The 16,732-nt window shown below is 60.1% G+C and carries 22 protein-coding genes; 7 read left to right on the plus strand and 15 right to left on the minus strand.

Translation table 11 applies throughout. The features are described from left to right. The first annotated feature begins 85 nt into the window (after positions 1–85). Positions 86–940, plus strand: coding sequence for an RNA polymerase sigma factor RpoH (rpoH, locus tag AC19YQ_RS01295; RefSeq protein ID WP_004419731.1), 855 nt, complete (start codon positions 86–88; stop codon positions 938–940). Positions 941–1,137: 197 nt separating this feature from the next. Here the strand turns inward: rpoH and mtgA are convergent, their stop codons facing one another. Further along, positions 1,138–1,893, minus strand: coding sequence for a monofunctional biosynthetic peptidoglycan transglycosylase (gene mtgA / locus AC19YQ_RS01300; protein WP_500594415.1), 756 nt, complete (start codon positions 1,891–1,893; stop codon positions 1,138–1,140). Between the two features lie 45 nt (positions 1,894–1,938). Here mtgA and AC19YQ_RS01305 point away from each other — a divergent pair, with 45 nt between their 5' ends. The 4 genes from AC19YQ_RS01305 (at position 1,939) to trmB (ending at position 4,175) form a co-directional block, all read left to right on the plus strand. Further along, a complete protein-coding gene (locus AC19YQ_RS01305; RefSeq protein WP_133075159.1) occupies positions 1,939–2,310 on the plus strand; it encodes a DUF423 domain-containing protein in 372 nt (123 codons plus the stop codon). Positions 2,311–2,390: 80 nt separating this feature from the next. Continuing rightward, positions 2,391–2,591, plus strand: a complete 201-nt coding sequence (gene thiS / locus AC19YQ_RS01310; protein WP_016782550.1) for a sulfur carrier protein ThiS — start codon at positions 2,391–2,393, stop codon at positions 2,589–2,591. 57 nt (positions 2,592–2,648) lie between these two features. Beyond that, entirely contained in the window at positions 2,649–3,443 is a 795-nt protein-coding gene (locus AC19YQ_RS01315) for a thiazole synthase (protein WP_500594416.1), read from the plus strand. Between the two features lie 9 nt (positions 3,444–3,452). Beyond that, the gene (trmB, locus tag AC19YQ_RS01320) at positions 3,453–4,175 is read left to right on the plus strand and encodes a tRNA (guanosine(46)-N7)-methyltransferase TrmB (protein WP_133075160.1); all 723 of its coding nucleotides are present in this window, start codon (positions 3,453–3,455) and stop codon (positions 4,173–4,175) included. A gap of 124 nt (positions 4,176–4,299) precedes the next feature. Here trmB and AC19YQ_RS01325 read toward each other — a convergent pair whose 3' ends face one another. The 10 genes from AC19YQ_RS01325 to AC19YQ_RS01370 form a co-directional block, all read right to left on the minus strand. After that, complete coding sequence (locus AC19YQ_RS01325) at positions 4,300–4,626, minus strand: DUF3392 domain-containing protein (protein WP_046810379.1); 327 nt, start codon at positions 4,624–4,626, stop codon at positions 4,300–4,302. Positions 4,627–4,635: 9 nt separating this feature from the next. Next, on the minus strand, positions 4,636–5,850 hold the full coding sequence (hemW, locus tag AC19YQ_RS01330) for a radical SAM family heme chaperone HemW (protein WP_326425038.1): 1,215 nt from the start codon (positions 5,848–5,850) through the stop codon (positions 4,636–4,638). Further along, on the minus strand, positions 5,847–6,443 hold the full coding sequence (gene rdgB / locus AC19YQ_RS01335; protein ID WP_133075162.1) for an RdgB/HAM1 family non-canonical purine NTP pyrophosphatase: 597 nt from the start codon (positions 6,441–6,443) through the stop codon (positions 5,847–5,849). Before rdgB ends, hemW begins: the two co-directional genes overlap by 4 nt. Further along, positions 6,440–6,877 (minus strand): DUF4426 domain-containing protein, encoded by a 438-nt coding sequence (locus AC19YQ_RS01340; RefSeq protein ID WP_133075163.1) that lies wholly within the window; start codon positions 6,875–6,877, stop codon positions 6,440–6,442. Before AC19YQ_RS01340 ends, rdgB begins: the two co-directional genes overlap by 4 nt. A 25-nt stretch (positions 6,878–6,902) precedes the next feature. Then, positions 6,903–7,523, minus strand: coding sequence for a methionine biosynthesis protein MetW (gene metW, locus AC19YQ_RS01345; protein ID WP_133075164.1), 621 nt, complete (start codon positions 7,521–7,523; stop codon positions 6,903–6,905). A gap of 7 nt (positions 7,524–7,530) precedes the next feature. After that, entirely contained in the window at positions 7,531–8,670 is a 1,140-nt protein-coding gene (metX, locus tag AC19YQ_RS01350; protein WP_133075165.1) for a homoserine O-succinyltransferase MetX, read from the minus strand. Positions 8,671–8,869: 199 nt separating this feature from the next. After that, the gene (locus AC19YQ_RS01355) at positions 8,870–9,160 is read right to left on the minus strand and encodes a DUF167 domain-containing protein (RefSeq protein WP_019828043.1); all 291 of its coding nucleotides are present in this window, start codon (positions 9,158–9,160) and stop codon (positions 8,870–8,872) included. Then, the gene (locus AC19YQ_RS01360; RefSeq protein WP_500594417.1) at positions 9,160–9,747 is read right to left on the minus strand and encodes a YggT family protein; all 588 of its coding nucleotides are present in this window, start codon (positions 9,745–9,747) and stop codon (positions 9,160–9,162) included. The genes AC19YQ_RS01355 and AC19YQ_RS01360 overlap by 1 nt, the downstream gene beginning before the upstream one ends. 10 nt (positions 9,748–9,757) lie before the next feature. Then, the gene (gene proC, locus AC19YQ_RS01365; protein WP_219262666.1) at positions 9,758–10,576 is read right to left on the minus strand and encodes a pyrroline-5-carboxylate reductase; all 819 of its coding nucleotides are present in this window, start codon (positions 10,574–10,576) and stop codon (positions 9,758–9,760) included. Positions 10,577–10,608: 32 nt separating this feature from the next. Next, positions 10,609–11,295, minus strand: a complete 687-nt coding sequence (locus tag AC19YQ_RS01370; RefSeq protein ID WP_500594418.1) for a YggS family pyridoxal phosphate-dependent enzyme — start codon at positions 11,293–11,295, stop codon at positions 10,609–10,611. Positions 11,296–11,352: 57 nt separating this feature from the next. Here AC19YQ_RS01370 and AC19YQ_RS01375 point away from each other — a divergent pair, with 57 nt between their 5' ends. After that, entirely contained in the window at positions 11,353–12,345 is a 993-nt protein-coding gene (locus AC19YQ_RS01375) for a type IV pilus twitching motility protein PilT (RefSeq protein WP_500594419.1), read from the plus strand. Between the two features lie 108 nt (positions 12,346–12,453). Here the strand turns inward: AC19YQ_RS01375 and AC19YQ_RS01380 are convergent, their stop codons facing one another. Beyond that, entirely contained in the window at positions 12,454–13,101 is a 648-nt protein-coding gene (locus AC19YQ_RS01380) for a C40 family peptidase (protein WP_133075171.1), read from the minus strand. A 252-nt stretch (positions 13,102–13,353) separates the two neighbouring features. On the opposite strand from AC19YQ_RS01380, the gene AC19YQ_RS01385 reads away from it, so the two are divergent. Then, on the plus strand, positions 13,354–13,770 hold the full coding sequence (locus AC19YQ_RS01385) for an NINE protein (RefSeq protein WP_133075172.1): 417 nt from the start codon (positions 13,354–13,356) through the stop codon (positions 13,768–13,770). A gap of 122 nt (positions 13,771–13,892) precedes the next feature. On the opposite strand, the gene AC19YQ_RS01390 is transcribed toward AC19YQ_RS01385, so the two are convergent. The 3 genes from AC19YQ_RS01390 to pyrR are packed head-to-tail and all read right to left on the minus strand — an operon-like array spanning position 13,893 to position 16,698. Then, positions 13,893–15,164 carry a dihydroorotase gene (locus tag AC19YQ_RS01390; RefSeq protein WP_500594420.1) on the minus strand — a complete coding sequence of 424 codons (1,272 nt, stop codon included), beginning with the start codon at positions 15,162–15,164 and terminating at the stop codon, positions 13,893–13,895. Beyond that, on the minus strand, positions 15,161–16,165 hold the full coding sequence (locus tag AC19YQ_RS01395) for an aspartate carbamoyltransferase catalytic subunit (RefSeq protein WP_019828034.1): 1,005 nt from the start codon (positions 16,163–16,165) through the stop codon (positions 15,161–15,163). Before AC19YQ_RS01395 ends, AC19YQ_RS01390 begins: the two co-directional genes overlap by 4 nt. A 17-nt stretch (positions 16,166–16,182) precedes the next feature. Beyond that, entirely contained in the window at positions 16,183–16,698 is a 516-nt protein-coding gene (gene pyrR / locus AC19YQ_RS01400) for a bifunctional pyr operon transcriptional regulator/uracil phosphoribosyltransferase PyrR (RefSeq protein ID WP_133075174.1), read from the minus strand. Between the last annotated feature and the right edge of the window lie 34 nt (positions 16,699–16,732).

A 16,732-nucleotide genomic window follows, 5' to 3' on the forward strand; every position in this document is an offset into this window, starting at 1 on the left:
TTTTTTTGGGAACTTTTTTCCAGGTTTCCGGTCAACTTTCGCAGTGCTGAACTGCACGAGTTATGTAAGACGGAGGTTTTTTCGTATGACCACTTCTTTGCAACCTGCGTATGCGTTGGTCCCTGGTGCGAACCTTGAGGCCTATGTCAACACGGTGAACAGCATTCCACTGCTGACACCGGAGCAGGAGCGTGAACTGGCCGAGAGTCTCTATTATGAGCAGGATTTGGGGGCGGCTCGGCAGATGGTGCTCGCCCACCTGCGTTTTGTTGTACACATTGCCCGTAGTTATTCGGGCTATGGCCTGGCTCAGGCTGACCTGATCCAGGAAGGCAACGTCGGCCTGATGAAGGCGGTCAAACGCTTTAACCCTGAAATGGGCGTGCGTCTGGTGTCGTTCGCCGTTCACTGGATCAAGGCAGAGATCCACGAGTTCATTTTGCGTAACTGGCGGATCGTGAAAGTCGCGACCACCAAGGCTCAGCGCAAACTGTTCTTCAACCTGCGCAGCCAGAAAAAACGTTTGGCCTGGCTGAACAACGACGAAGTTCATCGTGTGGCTGAAAGCCTCGGCGTAGAGCCTCGTGAAGTACGCGAGATGGAAAGCCGCCTGACCGGTCATGACATGGCCTTCGACCCGGCAGCTGAAGCTGACGACGACAGTGCATTCCAGTCGCCAGCCAACTACCTGGAAGACCATCGGTACGACCCGGCGCGCCAACTGGAAGATGCTGACTGGACTGATAACTCCACCAGCAACCTGCATGAAGCGCTGGAAGTGCTGGACGACCGCAGTCGCGACATTCTGTATCAGCGCTGGCTGGCTGAAGAGAAAGCCACGCTTCACGACCTGGCACAGAAGTACAACGTGTCTGCCGAGCGGATTCGTCAGCTTGAAAAAAGCGCGATGAACAAGCTCAAACTGTCGATTGCCGCCTAACCCGGCTCGATAAAAAAACGCCCCGGCTCGCAAGAGTCGGGGCGTTTTTGTGTGTGTTGCAGTTGCGTTCATTCTACGGTGCGGATGGTGTGGGAGCGGGCGTGCTCGCGATGGCATCACTGCGGTTGGCCTGACAAACCGAGTGCTGTGCATCGCGAGCAAGCCCGCTCCCACAAACGCATGGGCGGGGGACGGCTTCAGTCAGCCCACGGCGCCTTGCGCGAGTTATTCAGGGTGTCGAGGTAGCTATCACCGCCCAACTGGCGCATTTGCTGGCGAATCCAGCCTGCGCGGCGGCTCACGTAGGTGCTGGGGTGGCTGGCGCTCCAGTTCAGCGGGCTGGGCAGCACCGCTGCCAGGTAGCTGGCCTGCTGGGTTGAAAGGTTCTTGGCACTCACGCCGAAGTGATGGCGAGCTGCCGCTTCTGCGCCGAATACGCCTTCATCCCACTCTGCGCTGTTGAGGTACACCTCAAGAATTCGCTGCTTGGGCCAAAGGATTTCAATCAACCCGGTAAACCAGGCTTCCAGGCCCTTGCGTAACCAGCTGCGGCCCGACCATAAAAACAGGTTCTTCGACACTTGCTGGCTCAGCGTGCTGGCGCCGCGCAATGTGCCGCCCTGCTCGTTGTGCACCAGGGCAGCGCGGATTGCACCGAAGTCGAAACCCCAGTGCTCGGGAAATTTCTGATCCTCGCCAGCCATGGCTGCGACTTTGAGGTCGTTGGAGATTTCATCCCACGGCCGCCAGCTGCGCTGCAGGTCGATGGGCTCACCATCGAACCAGGACTCGACCTTGCGCTCGACCATCAGTGCAGTGCCGGGTGGTGGCACCCAGCGAAAGATCAGCACCAGCAATGCGCTGCCCACTGCGAACCAGAGCAGGGCTTTAAGAAAGCGGTGAACAAGAAAACGCAGCATAGATGGCTTGGCCGAACCCGTTGAGCGGGCCATTATACAGACCCTGCGCCATTCGATGATCCTGACTGGAGTTACCCCATGCTGCGCACTTATTTGATGCTGGCCGCTTTCTTTGGCTTTACCGGTGTTGCGCTGGGCGCATTCGCCGCCCACGGCCTGAAAGGTCGCTTGAGTGAGCAGTATCTGGCTATTTTCCATACAGGCGTGACCTACCAACTGGTTCACACCCTGGCCCTTTTCGGCGTGGCATTGCTTGCTACGCATCTGCCCGGACGCCTGGTGACCTGGGCAGGTATCTGTTTCGCCCTCGGGATCGTGCTGTTCTCGGGCAGTCTGTACCTGCTGACCATGACTGGCATCAGCAAGCTGGGGATCATTACACCCTTCGGTGGCCTGGCATTTTTGGCCGGCTGGCTGTGTTTGGGGCTGGCCGCCTGGCGCCTGAGCTGAGACCACAAGATGAATGGCTTGGGTCGGCCTGACTGATCGGGCTAGAATGCTGGCCCCTTAAAATGAAGGCAGCGTCGCGCATGCTCATTCAGTTGAACGGTGAATCCTTTGAACTACCGGACGGCGAGACCGTCGCGGATCTGCTGGCACGCCAGGAGCTGACGGGCCGTCGGGTCGCGGTCGAGCTCAATCTGGACATTGTCCCGCGCAGCCAGCATGCCGAAACGGTACTCAAAGCAGGCGATCAGGTTGAAGTGGTGCACGCCATCGGTGGCGGCTAGGTTTTGCCACACACTTCACGCCCGGCCCACAGTGCACATAATTAAAGAGGATTCCCGATGAGCAACGTTCGCAGCGACAAGCCCTTTATCCTGGCTGGCCGTACCTATCAGTCGCGTTTGCTGGTAGGCACCGGCAAGTACCGTGACCTTGAAGAAACCCGCCTGGCCATCGAAGCCTCGGGTGCTGAAATCGTCACTGTTGCTGTGCGTCGCACCAACATCGGCCAGAACCCGGGCGAGCCCAACCTGCTGGACGTGTTGCCGCCGGATCGCTACACCATCCTGCCGAACACCGCCGGTTGCTATGACGCGATCGAAGCCGTGCGCACCTGCCGCCTGGCCCGTGAACTGCTCGATGGCCACAAGCTGGTCAAGCTCGAAGTGCTGGCAGATCAGAAGACCCTGTTCCCCAACGTCATCGAAACCCTCAAGGCCGCCGAGATTCTGGTCAAGGACGGTTTTGACGTCATGGTGTACACCAGTGATGACCCGATCATTGCCCGCGAGCTTGAAGCCATGGGCTGTATTGCCGTGATGCCGCTGGCTGGCCTGATTGGTACAGGTTTGGGGATCTGCAACCCTTACAACCTGCGCATCATTCTTGAAGAAGCAAAAATTCCGGTGCTGGTCGATGCGGGTGTGGGTACTGCCTCCGACGCGACCATTGCCATGGAAATGGGCTGTGAGGCGGTGCTGATGAACTCGGCCATCGCCAACGCCCAGCACCCGATCATCATGGCCGAAGCCATGAAGCACGCCATTGTGGCGGGCCGTCTGGCGTATCTGGCCGGGCGCATGCCGAAAAAACTCTATGCCAGCGCCTCTTCGCCGCTGGATGGTCTGATCAAGTAAGAGCCACTGATGACTGAATCACTAGACACCCCAATCCCGGAAGAAGGCGAAGATCGCCAACACCGCCGCATCAAGAGTTTTGTGATGCGCGCCGGGCGCATGACCGAAGGCCAGCAACGCGGCCTCGATCAAGGCACGCCGCTCTATGTACTGCCGCTGGCTGACGCGCCGGTCGATTTTGATCAGGTGTTCGGCCGCTCCGCGCCGCGCACCCTCGAAATCGGCTTTGGCATGGGCCATTCCCTGCTGGAAATGGCGGCTGCTTCGCCTGAGCAGGACTTCATCGGGGTAGAGGTTCACCGCCCGGGTGTGGGCGCGCTGTTAAATGGCGTGCTGACCCAGGGCCTGACCAACCTGCGGGTTTACGATTGCGATGCGATCGAAGTGCTGACCCGTTGCGTGGCAGACAACAGCCTTGACCGTCTGTTGCTGTTCTTCCCGGACCCTTGGCACAAGAGCCGTCACCACAAGCGCCGGATCGTGCAAGCATCCTTTGCCGAGCTGGTGCGCTCCAAGCTCAAGGCCGGTGGCGTGCTGCACATGGCTACCGATTGGGAACCGTACGCTGAATACATGCTGGAAGTGATGAACGTCGCGCCGGGCTACCGCAACCTGGCTGAAGATGGCCTTTGCGTGCCGCGTCCGCCTGAGCGCCCGGTGACCAAGTTCGAACGCCGCGGCGAACGTCTGGGTCATGGCGTGTGGGATCTGAAGTTCGAAAAACTGGCGTAGTCGCTGCCGAAGGCTGCGAAGGGTTGCGTAGCAACCCGTTTCTTTGAAGATCCACGAGGTAAGTGCGACGGCTTCGCCGCCGATCGCAGCCTCGTGCCTCGGCAGCGACTACAGTCAGGTACTTCTACCCCCGTCGATCCGCCACAACCCCGATCAACACCAGCACCACCAACAACACCGGCGCCAGGCTGTAGTTGTTGAACTGGCTCAATCCGCGCTCCACCCACGGCGTGGCATAGATCAACGCAGCGCCGCTGCCGATCAGGCACAGCAAGGCCATCAGCGGTACGCGCAAGGCGCCGGCGATGCTGCCCAGACGTTGTTCGACCCAGCCCTTGAAGTCGGCACCAAACAGCACCAGCACACAGCCAATCAATGCCAGAGCGATCTCCGAGAGATGGCTGCGGCTCCAGCGCGATACGGTGGCAAGCAGGTCAAGTACCAAGTCCATTCGAGTTCCTTAGGTCAAAAAGTGCTGCAACAAGTCGTTGAGAAACAGCTGGCCCCGGGCGGTTGCCGCCAGGCGTGACGGTTCGACCTGCAATAAGCCACTTTGTTCGGCTTCTTTGCGTCCAATGCTCAGGCTTTCCAGGGGCAACCCGGTGCGCTGAGGGTAGAGCACCGAGTCGACGCCATCGGTCAGGCGCAAGGCGTTCATTAGAAACTCGAAAGGTAGCTCTTCGGCTGTAAGGGTTTTCTCGCCTGCTTGAAAGTTTTTAGCTGGATTCAGGTAGTCCTTCGGCAGGCGGGTTTTCCAGGTGCGTACGATACGGCCATCGGGATGGCTCAATTTGCCGTGGGCTCCGGCGCCGATGCCGATAAAGTCGCCAAAGCTCCAGTAGTTGAGGTTATGCCGCGCCGCACGACCGGGCTGGGCATAAGCCGACACTTCGTACTGGGCGTAGCCGTGTTCGGCGAGCAGGGCCTGGCCAGCTTCCTGAATATCCCACAGGGTGTCGTCTTCAGGCAGAACCGGCGGCTGGTTCCAGAATACGGTGTTGGGTTCCAGTGTCAGCTGATACCACGACAGGTGGGTCGGCTTGAGTGCGATCGCCTGGCGCAGGTCGCCCAGGGCGTCTTCCAGCGACTGATCGGGCAAGCCGTGCATCAAGTCCAGGTTGAAATTATCAAAGCCCGCCTGACGCGCCATCCCGGCCGCACGTACGGCCTCGTCACCGTTGTGGATGCGGCCCAGGGCCTGCAGTTTTTCTTGCTGGAAGCTCTGGATACCAATCGACAGGCGATTGATCCCCAGTTGGCGGTAGGCCACGAACTTTTCCTGCTCGAACGTACCGGGGTTGGCTTCCAGGGTGATTTCGATATCGCTGGCAAACGGGATACGCGCTTCAACACCCTTGAGCAAGCGCCCCAGGGATTGCGCGCTGAACAGGCTGGGTGTGCCGCCGCCGAAAAATATCGAGCTCAGCTCACGGCCATAGACGGCATGCAGGTCCTGATCAAGGTCGGCCAGCAGCGCGTCGACATACTCGTCTTCGGGCAGCACCGGGCTTGCGGTGTGGGAGTTGAAGTCGCAGTACGGGCATTTGCGCACGCACCACGGGATATGGATGTACAGCGACAGGGGTGGCAATTGGCTCAGCGGCGCGCGCGGCGCCTGCTGGGTAAAGCCAGCCGCGCCCAGATAGAGCGGCTGTGGAGGTGTGTCGTGGGTCATTTCAGGCCCAAACGCTGACGCAGAAGAACCATGGCCCGGGCACGATGGCTCAGCTGGTTTTTCTCGATCGGGCTGAGTTCGGCGCTGGAGCAGTTGCGCTCCGGGACCCAGAACAGCGGGTCATAGCCAAAACCGTGTTCGCCACTGGCCACAGGCAGGATGCGCCCGTGCCACAAGCCTTCGCAGATAATCGGCAGCGGATCATCGGCGTGGCGCACCAGCGCCAACACGCAGACAAACTGTGCGCCGCGCTCGGCTTCAGGCACGTCCTTGAGGGCGTCCAGCAGCTTGGCGTTGTTCGCCGCGTCACCTTGGCCGTCAGCGTAACGCGCCGAATAGATGCCCGGCGCGCCACCGAGAAAGTCCACCGCCAGCCCCGAATCGTCGGCCAGTGCCGGCAAACCCGAGATGCGCGCCGCATTGCGGGCTTTGAGAATCGCGTTTTCAACAAACGACAAACCGGTCTCATCCGGTTCGACGCTGCTGAACTCTCCAATCGAGCGCAACTGCACCGACTCGCCGAGCATGGCCTGAAGTTCTTTGAGTTTGCCGGCGTTGTGGCTAGCCAGTACCAGTTGCGTGAGGTTCATCATTCGATTGGAGCGACCATTTGAGAAAATTGGATGGTTTCAGAGGTTGCGCCGCCAGCCTTCACATCCACCTTGAAGGTGAAGGTTTGCGGTCCGGCTACCGGGAACTGGGCCAGATAGTTGATTTCGCCGTTCTTGCCCACCTGCCGGAATGTCAGCGGTGTTGGTTTGGCGTCGCCACTCTGGACCGTGCCCTGAACGTTGGCGGCAATGTTTTTGCCGCCCTTGTTCAGGGTGATGTTCAGGACCGCATTGGTTTTGCTGCGGGTGACTTGAAATTCGTTGGCGATGTCCGGCGTCAGGAAAGTCGACGGGAACGCGTTGTAATACACCGTTGTGTCGCCAAACGTCTGCTGACGCTGGGCAGAGGTTCCGTCACCGGCAAACGCCTGCATGCCAAAACACATTGAAAGCAGTAGTAATCCAATACGACCCATTGTCACTCTCCTTGAACTTGCTGGTTTAGACCGCGACCTGATGATCTTGAAGGCCAGGGCTGCTGACACGATAAATGCCAATCTCGCCCAACAGGTTAGGCCATATCTTGCTTGCCCACCCGTGTCGGTGTTGTTGATCCACGGCAAGACGGTTGATCACCCGGGCTTCACGACCACGGCACAGCGCTTCGAAGTCTTCGAAGGTGCAGAAGTGGATGTTCGGCGTGTTGTACCAGGTGTAGGGCAGAAAGTCGGAAACCGGCATCCGTCCCTTGCTGGCCAGGTACCAGCGGCAGCGCCAGTGGCCGAAGTTGGGGAAGGTGATGATGCATTGGCGACCCACGCGCAGCATCTCGTCGAGGATCCGGTCGGGGTAATGCACGGCTTGCAGCGCCTGGGTCATGACCACGATGTCGAAACTGTTGCTGGCGAAGTTGCCCAGGCCTTTGTCGAGGTCTTGCTCGATGACGTTGATGCCCTTGGCAACGCACTCGGCGATATTGTCCGGGTCGTTTTCCAGGCCGTAGCCGGTGACTTGTTTGTTGTCGCGCAGCCAGCTCAGCAGCTCACCATCACCACAACCGAGGTCGAGCACGCGGCTGCCGGCGGGGATCCAGTCTTGGATGATTTCCAGGTCGGCTCTCATGGCGTTCTCACAGTTCTATTCGGTTCATGTAGTTGCTGAAGGCTTGCAGGTAACGCGGAATCGGGATCAGGAAGGCGTCATGGCCCTGCGGAGCGTCGATTTCCAGATAGCACACGTCTTTTTTCGCGGCCATCAGGGCATCCACCAGCTCCCGCGAACGGGCCGGCGAGAAGCGCCAGTCGGTGGTGAACGACATCACGCAAAAGCGCGCCTTGGCACCGGCAAAGGTTTTGGCCAGGTCGTCGTCGAAATTGGCCGCGGGGTCGAAGTAGTCCAGCGCCTTGGTCATCAGCAGGTAGGTATTGGCGTCGAAACGCCCGGAGAACTCTTCACCCTGATAACGCAGGTAACTCTCGACCTGGAACTCGACGCTGTGGAAGTCGTAGTTGAGGTTTTCGTTTTTCAGGCCACGGCCGAATTTTTCACCCATCGAGTCATCGGACAGATAAGTGATGTGCCCTACCATGCGTGCCAGCATCAGGCCGCGCTTGGGGATTACGCCTTTTTCCTGGAACGAACCGCCGTGGAACTCGGGGTCGGTGAGGATGGCCTGGCGGGCGACTTCGTTGAACGCGATGTTTTGCGCAGACAATTTGGGTGCCGAGGCAATCGCCAGACAATGGCGCAGGCGATCCGGGTAGCTGATGCTCCACTGGAGCGCCTGCATGCCGCCCAGGCTGCCACCGATCACGGCGGCCCACTGGTAGATGCCCAGCCGGTCGGCCAGACGTGCCTGGCTGTGGACCCAGTCTTCGACGGTCAATACCGGGAACTCGGCGCCAAACGGGCGACCGGTTTCGGGGTTGGTGCTGCTGGGGCCGGTAGAGCCGTTGCAGCCGCCCAGATTGTTCAGGCTGACGACGAAGAACTTGTTGGTGTCGATTGGCTTGCCGGGACCGATGCAACTGTCCCACCAGCCGGGCTTGCGATCATCGGCGCTGTGATAGCCCGCCGCATGATGGTGCCCTGACAGCGCATGACAGATCAGTACCGCATTGCTGGCGGTGGCATTGAGCTGGCCGTAGGTTTCGTAAATCAGGTCGTAGGCAGGCAGCGAGCGGCCGCAGGCTAACGCCAGGGGCTCGTTGAAGTGCGCCGTTTGCGGCACAACCAGACCAACGGAATCGGGGGGAAAGGCAGCTGGCATCGACCCTGCTCTCATTTAAATGAGGCGTAAGTCTAATGAGCGGGGGACCCAGCAGCAAGCAATGGTCTGGGCTGATTTTATGAGCTGACCCAAACCTGTAGTCGCTGCCGCAGGCTGCGAAGGGGATCGTGGGCGCCCCCTGGACAACGAGTCGCTACGCAACTCTTCGCAGCCTGCGGCAGCGACTACAAATTTTGGTTCAGGGCCTGGCCAGCCCCGGCAGGTCCGGCAGTTTTTTCGGGCCGTGCAAGCGCACCCGTTTCTGACGGTTCAGTTCGCCGCTGATCAGGCTTACCTGGCTTTTGGAGATGCCAAACGCCTTGGCCAGAAAAGCCATCAGGTGGGCATTGGCCTTGCCTTCTACCGGCGGGGCAGTGAGGCGGATTTTCAGACGATCACCGTGCAAGCCAGCGAACTCGTCGCTGCTGGCCTTGGGTTGCAGGTGACAGTCGAGAATCAGGTCCTCGCCGTCCCAACGGAAGTAGCTCATCAGATCAGGCCGAACAACACGACCGGCATGCCGACGTACATCGCCAATGGCGGGATCACGTAGCTCTGGATCAACTGGATGACCATGAACGCCAGGATCGGCGAGATATCCAGGCCGCCCATGCTTGGCAGGAAGCGGCGAAACGGTGCCAGTGCAGGCTCGGTGATCTGGTTGACCAGTTCAGCGCCTGGGCTGGTGCTGCCCGGTGCAACCCACGACAGGATCACGCTGATGATCATGGCGAAGAAGAACACCTTCAAAAACAGTGCGGTCACGCCAATGATCGCCCACAGCAGCAGGCCCAGCACGTTGAACGACATGTAGCTGAGCGTCAGTACCACGGCGAAAATCACCATCTGCACGGCGATAGCCAGTACCAGGGACGACATGTCCAGGCCGAACAGGCTTGGAATCACCCGGCGCAGAGGCTTGAGCAAAGGCTGGGTGGCCTTGACCGTGAACTGGCACAGCGGGTTGTAGAAGTTGGCGCGCACCAGCTGCAGGATGAACCGCAGCAGTACGATCAGCAGGTAGAGGCTACCCAGGGTTTGAATTACGAAAATGGCTGCGCCATTTAGTCCTGACATCATGTGCTCCTTATTGACCCAGTTGTTCGGCCATTTCGGCCGAGCGGTGCGCGGCGGCACTCAATGCTTTTTCGACCGAGGCTGCGAAGCCGTCGGCCTGGAATGATTTGATTGCAGCTTCGGTGGTGCCGGCAGGCGAAGTCACGCGGCGGCGCAGTTCGGCGGCGTCGACATCGCTGCCCACGGCCATGTGCGCGGCGCCCAGGGCGGTCTGCTCGGCAAGCTGCTTGGCGACTTCGCGGGGCAGGCCGAGCTTGACGCCAGCCTCGGTCATGGCTTCGATCAGCAAGAAGAAGTACGCAGGACCACTGCCGGACACGGCGGTCACGGCATCGATCTGCGCTTCGGTATCAACCCACACCACAATGCCCACGGCGCTCAACAGTTGCTCGGCCAGCTGGCGTTGCTCGGCGCTGACGCCGGCGGTGGCGTACAGGCCGCTCACGCCTTTGCCCAGAAGCGCCGGGGTGTTGGGCATGCAGCGTACCAGCGGTTGGTTGCCCAGCCAGTTGAAGAGGCTGGCGCAGGTAATGCCTGCGGCAATCGATACCAGCAACTGATGCGGCAAGAGGTGCGGGCGCAGGTCCTGGCACACGGCTTTCATGGCCTGTGGCTTGACTGCGATCACAATCACATCGGCGTCTTGAATGGCTTGGGCGTTATCGGCAAACAGCTCGACACCGTGCTCGGCGGCCACTTTGGCCCGGGTCTCGGCACCGGGATCGCTGGCGCGGATCTGTGCTGCATCCAGACCTTTGGCCAACAGGCCGCCGATCAGGCTGGAAGCCATGTTGCCGGCGCCGATAAAGGCAATACGCGTTTTGCTCATAACCGATCCTTATAAAAAAAGAGAAGGCCTCTTCAGGCCTGGCCGTAGTCGCGGGCGCCAAATAATGCGGTGCCAATGCGCACCCAGGTGGCACCTTGGGCAATAGCCGACCCAAGGTCGTGGCTCATGCCCATCGAAAGCGTGTCGAGCCCCATGTTCAGGCTCTCTTGCAGCGTACGTACCGTCGCAAATGCGGCGTCCTGCTCGGCGCGGTCTTGCGTTGGTTCCGGAATCGCCATCAAGCCGCGCAGTTTCAAACGGGGCAGCGCGCTGATTGCGGCCGCCAGCGCAGGCAAGTCTGCCGGGTTACAGCCCGATTTACTGGCCTCGCCACTGACATTGACCTGAATGCAGATGTTGAGCGGCGGCAAGTCTGCCGGGCGCTGGTCAGACAAGCGCTGGGCAATCTTGAGCCGGTCAACGGAATGCACCCACGCAAAATGCTCGGCGATGTCGCGCGTCTTGTTCGATTGAATGGGGCCGATGAAGTGCCAACACAAGGGCAGGTCGGCCAATTCGACCTGTTTGGCGCGGGCTTCCTGCAGGTAGTTTTCGCCAAAGTCGCGAACCCCTGCGGCATAGGCTTCACGCAGTGCGGCGGCAGGTTTGGTCTTGCTGACAGCGAGCAGGTGAATGCTCGTTACATCACGTTGCACAGCCAGTGCTGCTGCACGGATGCGAGCCTCAACCTGTGCAATGTTGCCTGCTATCGTGGACATTCGTTTAAGCCCGCCGTTGTGAAAGTCTGCGGCATTCTACTGGAATTGGGAGGGGGGATGGATATCGCCGACCTGTTGGCGTTAAGCGTCAACCACGGGGCTTCGGACTTGCACCTGTCAGCGGGCGTGGTGCCGATGCTGCGCATTGACGGTGACATGCAGCGCTGCGATTTGCCGGTGCTGGAGGCAGGGCAAGTGCGAGGGCTGGTCCAGAGCGTCATGAGTGAAGCACAGCGCCGAGGGTTTGAGGCGCAACTCGAAGCCGATTTTGCGTACGCCCTGCCGGGGCTGGGCCGCTTCAGGGTCAATGTTTTCGAACAGCAGCGCGGCCCCGGCGCCGTGTTTCGCCGCATAGCCGAGACAGTGCCCAGCCTTGAATCGCTGGGCCTGGGCGACGTATTCAGCCAGCTCTGCCAGGCACCCCACGGGCTGGTCCTGGTCACGGGCGCGACGGGCTCGGGCAAGACCACCACCCTGGCGGCGATGATTGATCACCTCAACCGCACCCGCCAACGGCACATCCTCACCCTTGAGGACCCGATCGAGTTTATCCACTCGCCGTGTCTGTCCCTGATCAGCCAGCGCGAGGTGCATCGCCACACCCACAGCTTTGCAGCCGCCTTGCGTTCGGCCATGCGCGAAGACCCGGATGTGATCATGCTGGGCGAGATGCGCGACCTGGACACCATCAGGCTGGCGCTGACAGCGGCAGAAACCGGACATCTGGTGTTTGCCACGCTGCACACATCGTCGGCGGCCAAGACCATCGACCGGATGGTGGATGTGTTTCCCGGCGACGAAAAGGCGATGGTGCGCGCCCTGCTCTCGGAGTCACTGCTGGCCGTGGTTTCCCAGACACTGGTAAAAAAAACAGGAGGGGGGCGTGTGGCGGCTCACGAAATCATGCTGGCTACGCCTGCGATTCGACATCTGATTCGGGAGAACAAGGTGGCGCAGATGGTTTCAGCGATCCAGACCGGCGCAGCGGTGGGCATGCAGACGCTGGAAATGGGCCTGAACAGGCTGAGGGAGCAGGGACTGACGCAATAACCGGGGGGGTGTTGTTTCTGTGGGAGCGGGCTTGCTCGCGATCCAGGCGGCGCGGTTCAGCGGGTGAACCACGCCGCTCCCATCGCGAGCAAGCCCGCTCCCACAGCTTTAGCGTTGTACAACCTGCAGCGGGGCTTTCTCTTTAGGCAATACGCGCTTGGCGACCACGTAGTGGCTCTGCCAGTAAGGCTTTTTCAGCGTGTCGATAGTGACCGACTTGCCGCGACGCGGAGCGTGGATGAACCGGTCGTTGCCCAGGTAGATGGCAACGTGGTTGACCTTGCGGCTCTTGATGTTGAAAAACAGCAAGTCGCCAGGCTTCAGGTCCTTGCGTTCGACCTTCTGACCATGACCACTGGCCATTTCGCTTGAAGTGCGCGGCAAGTCGACTGCTGCAACGTCATTGAAGGCATATTTGACCAGGCCGCTGCAGTCAAACCCTTTGCTTGGGCTGCTGCCGCCCCAACGATAAGGGGTGCCCAACACATTTACAGCGCGGCTCAAGACCGTGCTGCTTTGCTTGTTGGCGGCTGCCAGTGAAGCGGTCGCAATTTTGCCTGGGGCTTTGCGGTGGGCTTTACTGGCTGCAGGACGTGCTACGGTCTTGCTGTTAGAGGCAACGTAAGCGGCGCCCGCAGATGACTTTGCGGTGTAGCCGGTGAAGCCTGAAGGAAGATGTTGCTCACGATTGGTGGCGTGGGCGGCCAGTGGCAATAATAGGCAAATGGTTAGCCATGTCTTGAATATAGGACGCATTCGGCAGGGCTCAATGGTTATAAACGCGAAACTTTATAACAGCTTTTTTGTCCTTTCTCAGGCCATTTGTCAGTTGGACTATGGGGTCAAATTCCGCAAAGGTGGTGGCAAATTGTCACATGGTGACGGCGCAGGTCAGGTCCTATAAGGCTTTGCGCCATTTCTTGTAAGACACTTTTACCTTTTGCACGACAGTAAAAAAGTCACAAAAAACTTCACAATATTTTTCTATCAGCAGCAACGAGGGCATTTATGAGCGGCTATCGAGACGATATACAACGCGATACTCACAGCAAAGTGCTGGGCTACCTGCTGTGGATTTTCGGTTTTCTGGGGGCGCATCGCTTCTATTACGGCAAGCCGGTGACCGGGACGATCTGGTTTTTCACCTTGGGCTTGTTGGGAATTGGCTGGTTGATCGACTTGTTCCTGATCCCGAGCATGGACCGTGAAGCTGACTTGCGATTCACCTCAGGTGACACAGACTACAGCGTGGCCTGGATTCTGCTGACGTTTCTGGGGTTGTTCGGCGTACACCGCATGTACATGGGCAAATGGATCACCGGGATCATCTACCTGTTTACCGGTGGTTTGTTCTTGATCGGTATCCTGTATGACTTCTGGACCTTGAACGAGCAGATCTCGATCAAGAACGCAGAGCGTCGTTAAGCCGTCGCACATTAAAGCCTGTGGGAGAAGGCTTGCTCGCGATTCAGGCACCTCGGTATTTCTGAAAAACCGAGTTAATCCAATCGCGAGCAAGCCCGCTCCCACAGGGTGCACTTCAGGCTTCAGCCTTCGTAACTGATCCGACCATCCACCAGCGTGTAACGCACGGCACTCGGCAGGCAATGGCCGAGGAACGGGCAGTTATCGCCTTTGGAATACCATTTTTCGCCGACCAGGGTCGAGGCCGCCGGGTCAAACAGCACCAGGTCTGCAGCCGAGCCTACCGCCAGCTTGCCGGCCGGTAGGCGCAGCGCTTGAGCCGGGCCTGCGCTGAGACGAGAAAGCAGTGTCGGCAAGTCCAGCAGGCCGTCTTCTACCAAGGTCATCGCCAGCGGCAGCAATACTTCAACACTGCTCATGCCCGGTTCGGTAGCGCCGAACGGTGCCAGTTTGGCGTCGCGTTCGTGGGGCTGGTGATGGCTGGAAATGGCTTGCACCACACCCGACTTCACCGCCTCGCGCAGACCATCACGGTCGGCACGGGTACGCAACGGCGGTTGCACGTGGTAAACGCTGGAGAAATCCTCCAGGGCCTCATCCGTCAAAATAAGCTGATACAGCGCCACATCGGCCGTGACCTTGAGGCCGCGTGCCTGGGCCTGGGCGATCAGGGCCACACCCCGTGCACTGGTCAGTTGACTGAAGTGGGCGCGCACGCCGCTTTGCTCAACCAGCAGCAGATCCCGGGCCAGCGCCACGGTTTCGGCGGTTTCCGGGATGCCCGGCAAACCACGGAACGCGGCCATCGCGCCATCGTGGGCAATACCGCCTTCGGCCAGGTCACGGTCCTGGGAGTGGAAAATCACCGTCAGGTCGAACGTGGCCGCGTATTCCAGTGCCCGGCACAGGGTGCGGGTGTTGGTGAAGCTGTTGAGGCCGTTGCCAAACGCCACACAGCCGGCATCGCGCAAAGCGATCAGCTCTGCAAGCTGCTCGCCCTCCAGGCCCTTGCTCAGTGCGCCAATGGGGAACACTTTGCAGTTTCCGGCTTCGCGGGCGCGGTCCAGGATCAGCTCGGCCACCGCCGAGGTATCCAGTACCGGCTTGGTGTGCGGCGGGCAGCACAGGCTGGTGACGCCACCGGCTGCCGCAGCACGGGTTTCGCTGGCAATGGTGCCTTTGCGGCTGTAACCCGGCTCGCGCAGGGCGACGTTCAGGTCAACCAGGCCGGGGGCGGCCACCAGGCCCTGGGCCTCAATGGTTTGAGTCGGGGTGAAACCGGCTGGCGCTGCGCCAATGGCAATGATCTTGCCGGCTTCCAGATGCAGGTCAGTCACTTGATCCAGCTGGGTGCCCGGATCAATTACACGGGCGCCGAGAATGCTGAGCTTCACTGGGCGTTCTCCTGTTCGAATTGGCGCTGGGCGGTTTGTCCGCTCATGGTCATGGACAACACGGCCATGCGTACGGCAATGCCGTAGGTCACTTGGTTGAGAATCACCGAGTGCGGACCGTCGGCCACGGCGGATTCGATTTCGACCCCGCGGTTGATGGGGCCCGGGTGCATCACGATGCAATCGGGCTTGGCGCCGGCCAGGCGCGCAGTGGTCAGGCCGAACAGGCGGTAGAACTCGCCTTCGCTCGGCAACAGGCCGCCGGACATGCGCTCGCGCTGCAGGCGCAACATGATCACCACGTCGACGTCTTTCAGGCCTTCGGTCATGTCGGTGTAGACCTTCACTCCATATTGCTCGATGCCGATCGGCAGCAAGGTCTTGGGAGCAATCACGCGGATGTCAGGGCAGCCGAGGGTCTTGAGGGCGATCATGTTCGAGCGCGCGACCCGCGAGTGCAGGATGTCGCCGACGATGGCCACCGACAGGTTCTCAAAACCGCCCTTGTGCCGACGAATGGTCAGCATGTCGAGCATGCCCTGGGTCGGGTGGGCGTGACGGCCGTCGCCACCGTTGATGATCGCTACCTGAGGGCACACGTGCTCAGCAATGAAGTGGGCGGCGCCGGAGTCGCCGTGGCGTACCACGAACATGTCAGCGGCCATGGCTTCAAGGTTGCGCAGGGTGTCGAGCAGGGTCTCGCCCTTGCTCGCCGACGAGGTCGACACGTTGAGCGTGATCACGTCGGCAGACAGGCGCTGGGCGGCCATTTCAAAGGTGGTACGGGTGCGAGTGGAGTTCTCGAAGAACACGTTGCATACGGTCTTGCCGCGCAGCAACGGGACTTTTTTCACCGCTCGGGCACCGACTTCAAGGAACGAGTCAGCGGTGTCGAGGATTTCAGTCAGCAGCTCGCGGCGCAAACCGTCGAGCGACAGAAAGTGGCGCAGCTGGCCCTGATCATTGAGCTGCAGCGGGCGCTTGGCGTCTGTAGGCGTCATCGCAATGGTCTCATCTCTTAATGGGCAGGAAGGGCTAGGTCTTGAAGTTCGAGTGTCAGTGGCGCAGGGCCGGACAACTTCACCCGCTCGCTCGGCTTGAGGCACAAGGTCGCCCCCACCACATCCGGCCGGATCGGCAGCTCGGCCGCGTCCAGGTCCAGCAGGCTGACCAGCGTCACGCTGGCCGGACGTCCATAGTCGAACAGCTCGTTAAGTGCCGCGCGGATGGTGCGACCGCTCATCAGCACGTCGTCGATCAGCACCAGGTGCTGGCCTTCGATTTCGAACGGCAGCTCAGAGGGACGCACTTGCGGGTGCAGGCCGTTCTGGCTGAAGTCATCGCGGTAGAACGATACATCCAGCGTACCCAGCGGAGCATCGCTGTTGAGCGCCCGCAGCAGCGCCTGGGCAACCCAGATGCCGCCAGTGCGGATACCGATAAAATTCGGTTCAGTGATGCCGCGACGGGCAAGGTGGGCCTTGAGATCAAGGGCCATCTGGGAGATCAGTTCAGCGGGAACAGGCAGGATCATGGTGGCTCCTTTAAAGGCCCGCGCAGCAAAACGT

Source organism: Pseudomonas sp. MF06569 (genome assembly GCF_059862735.1).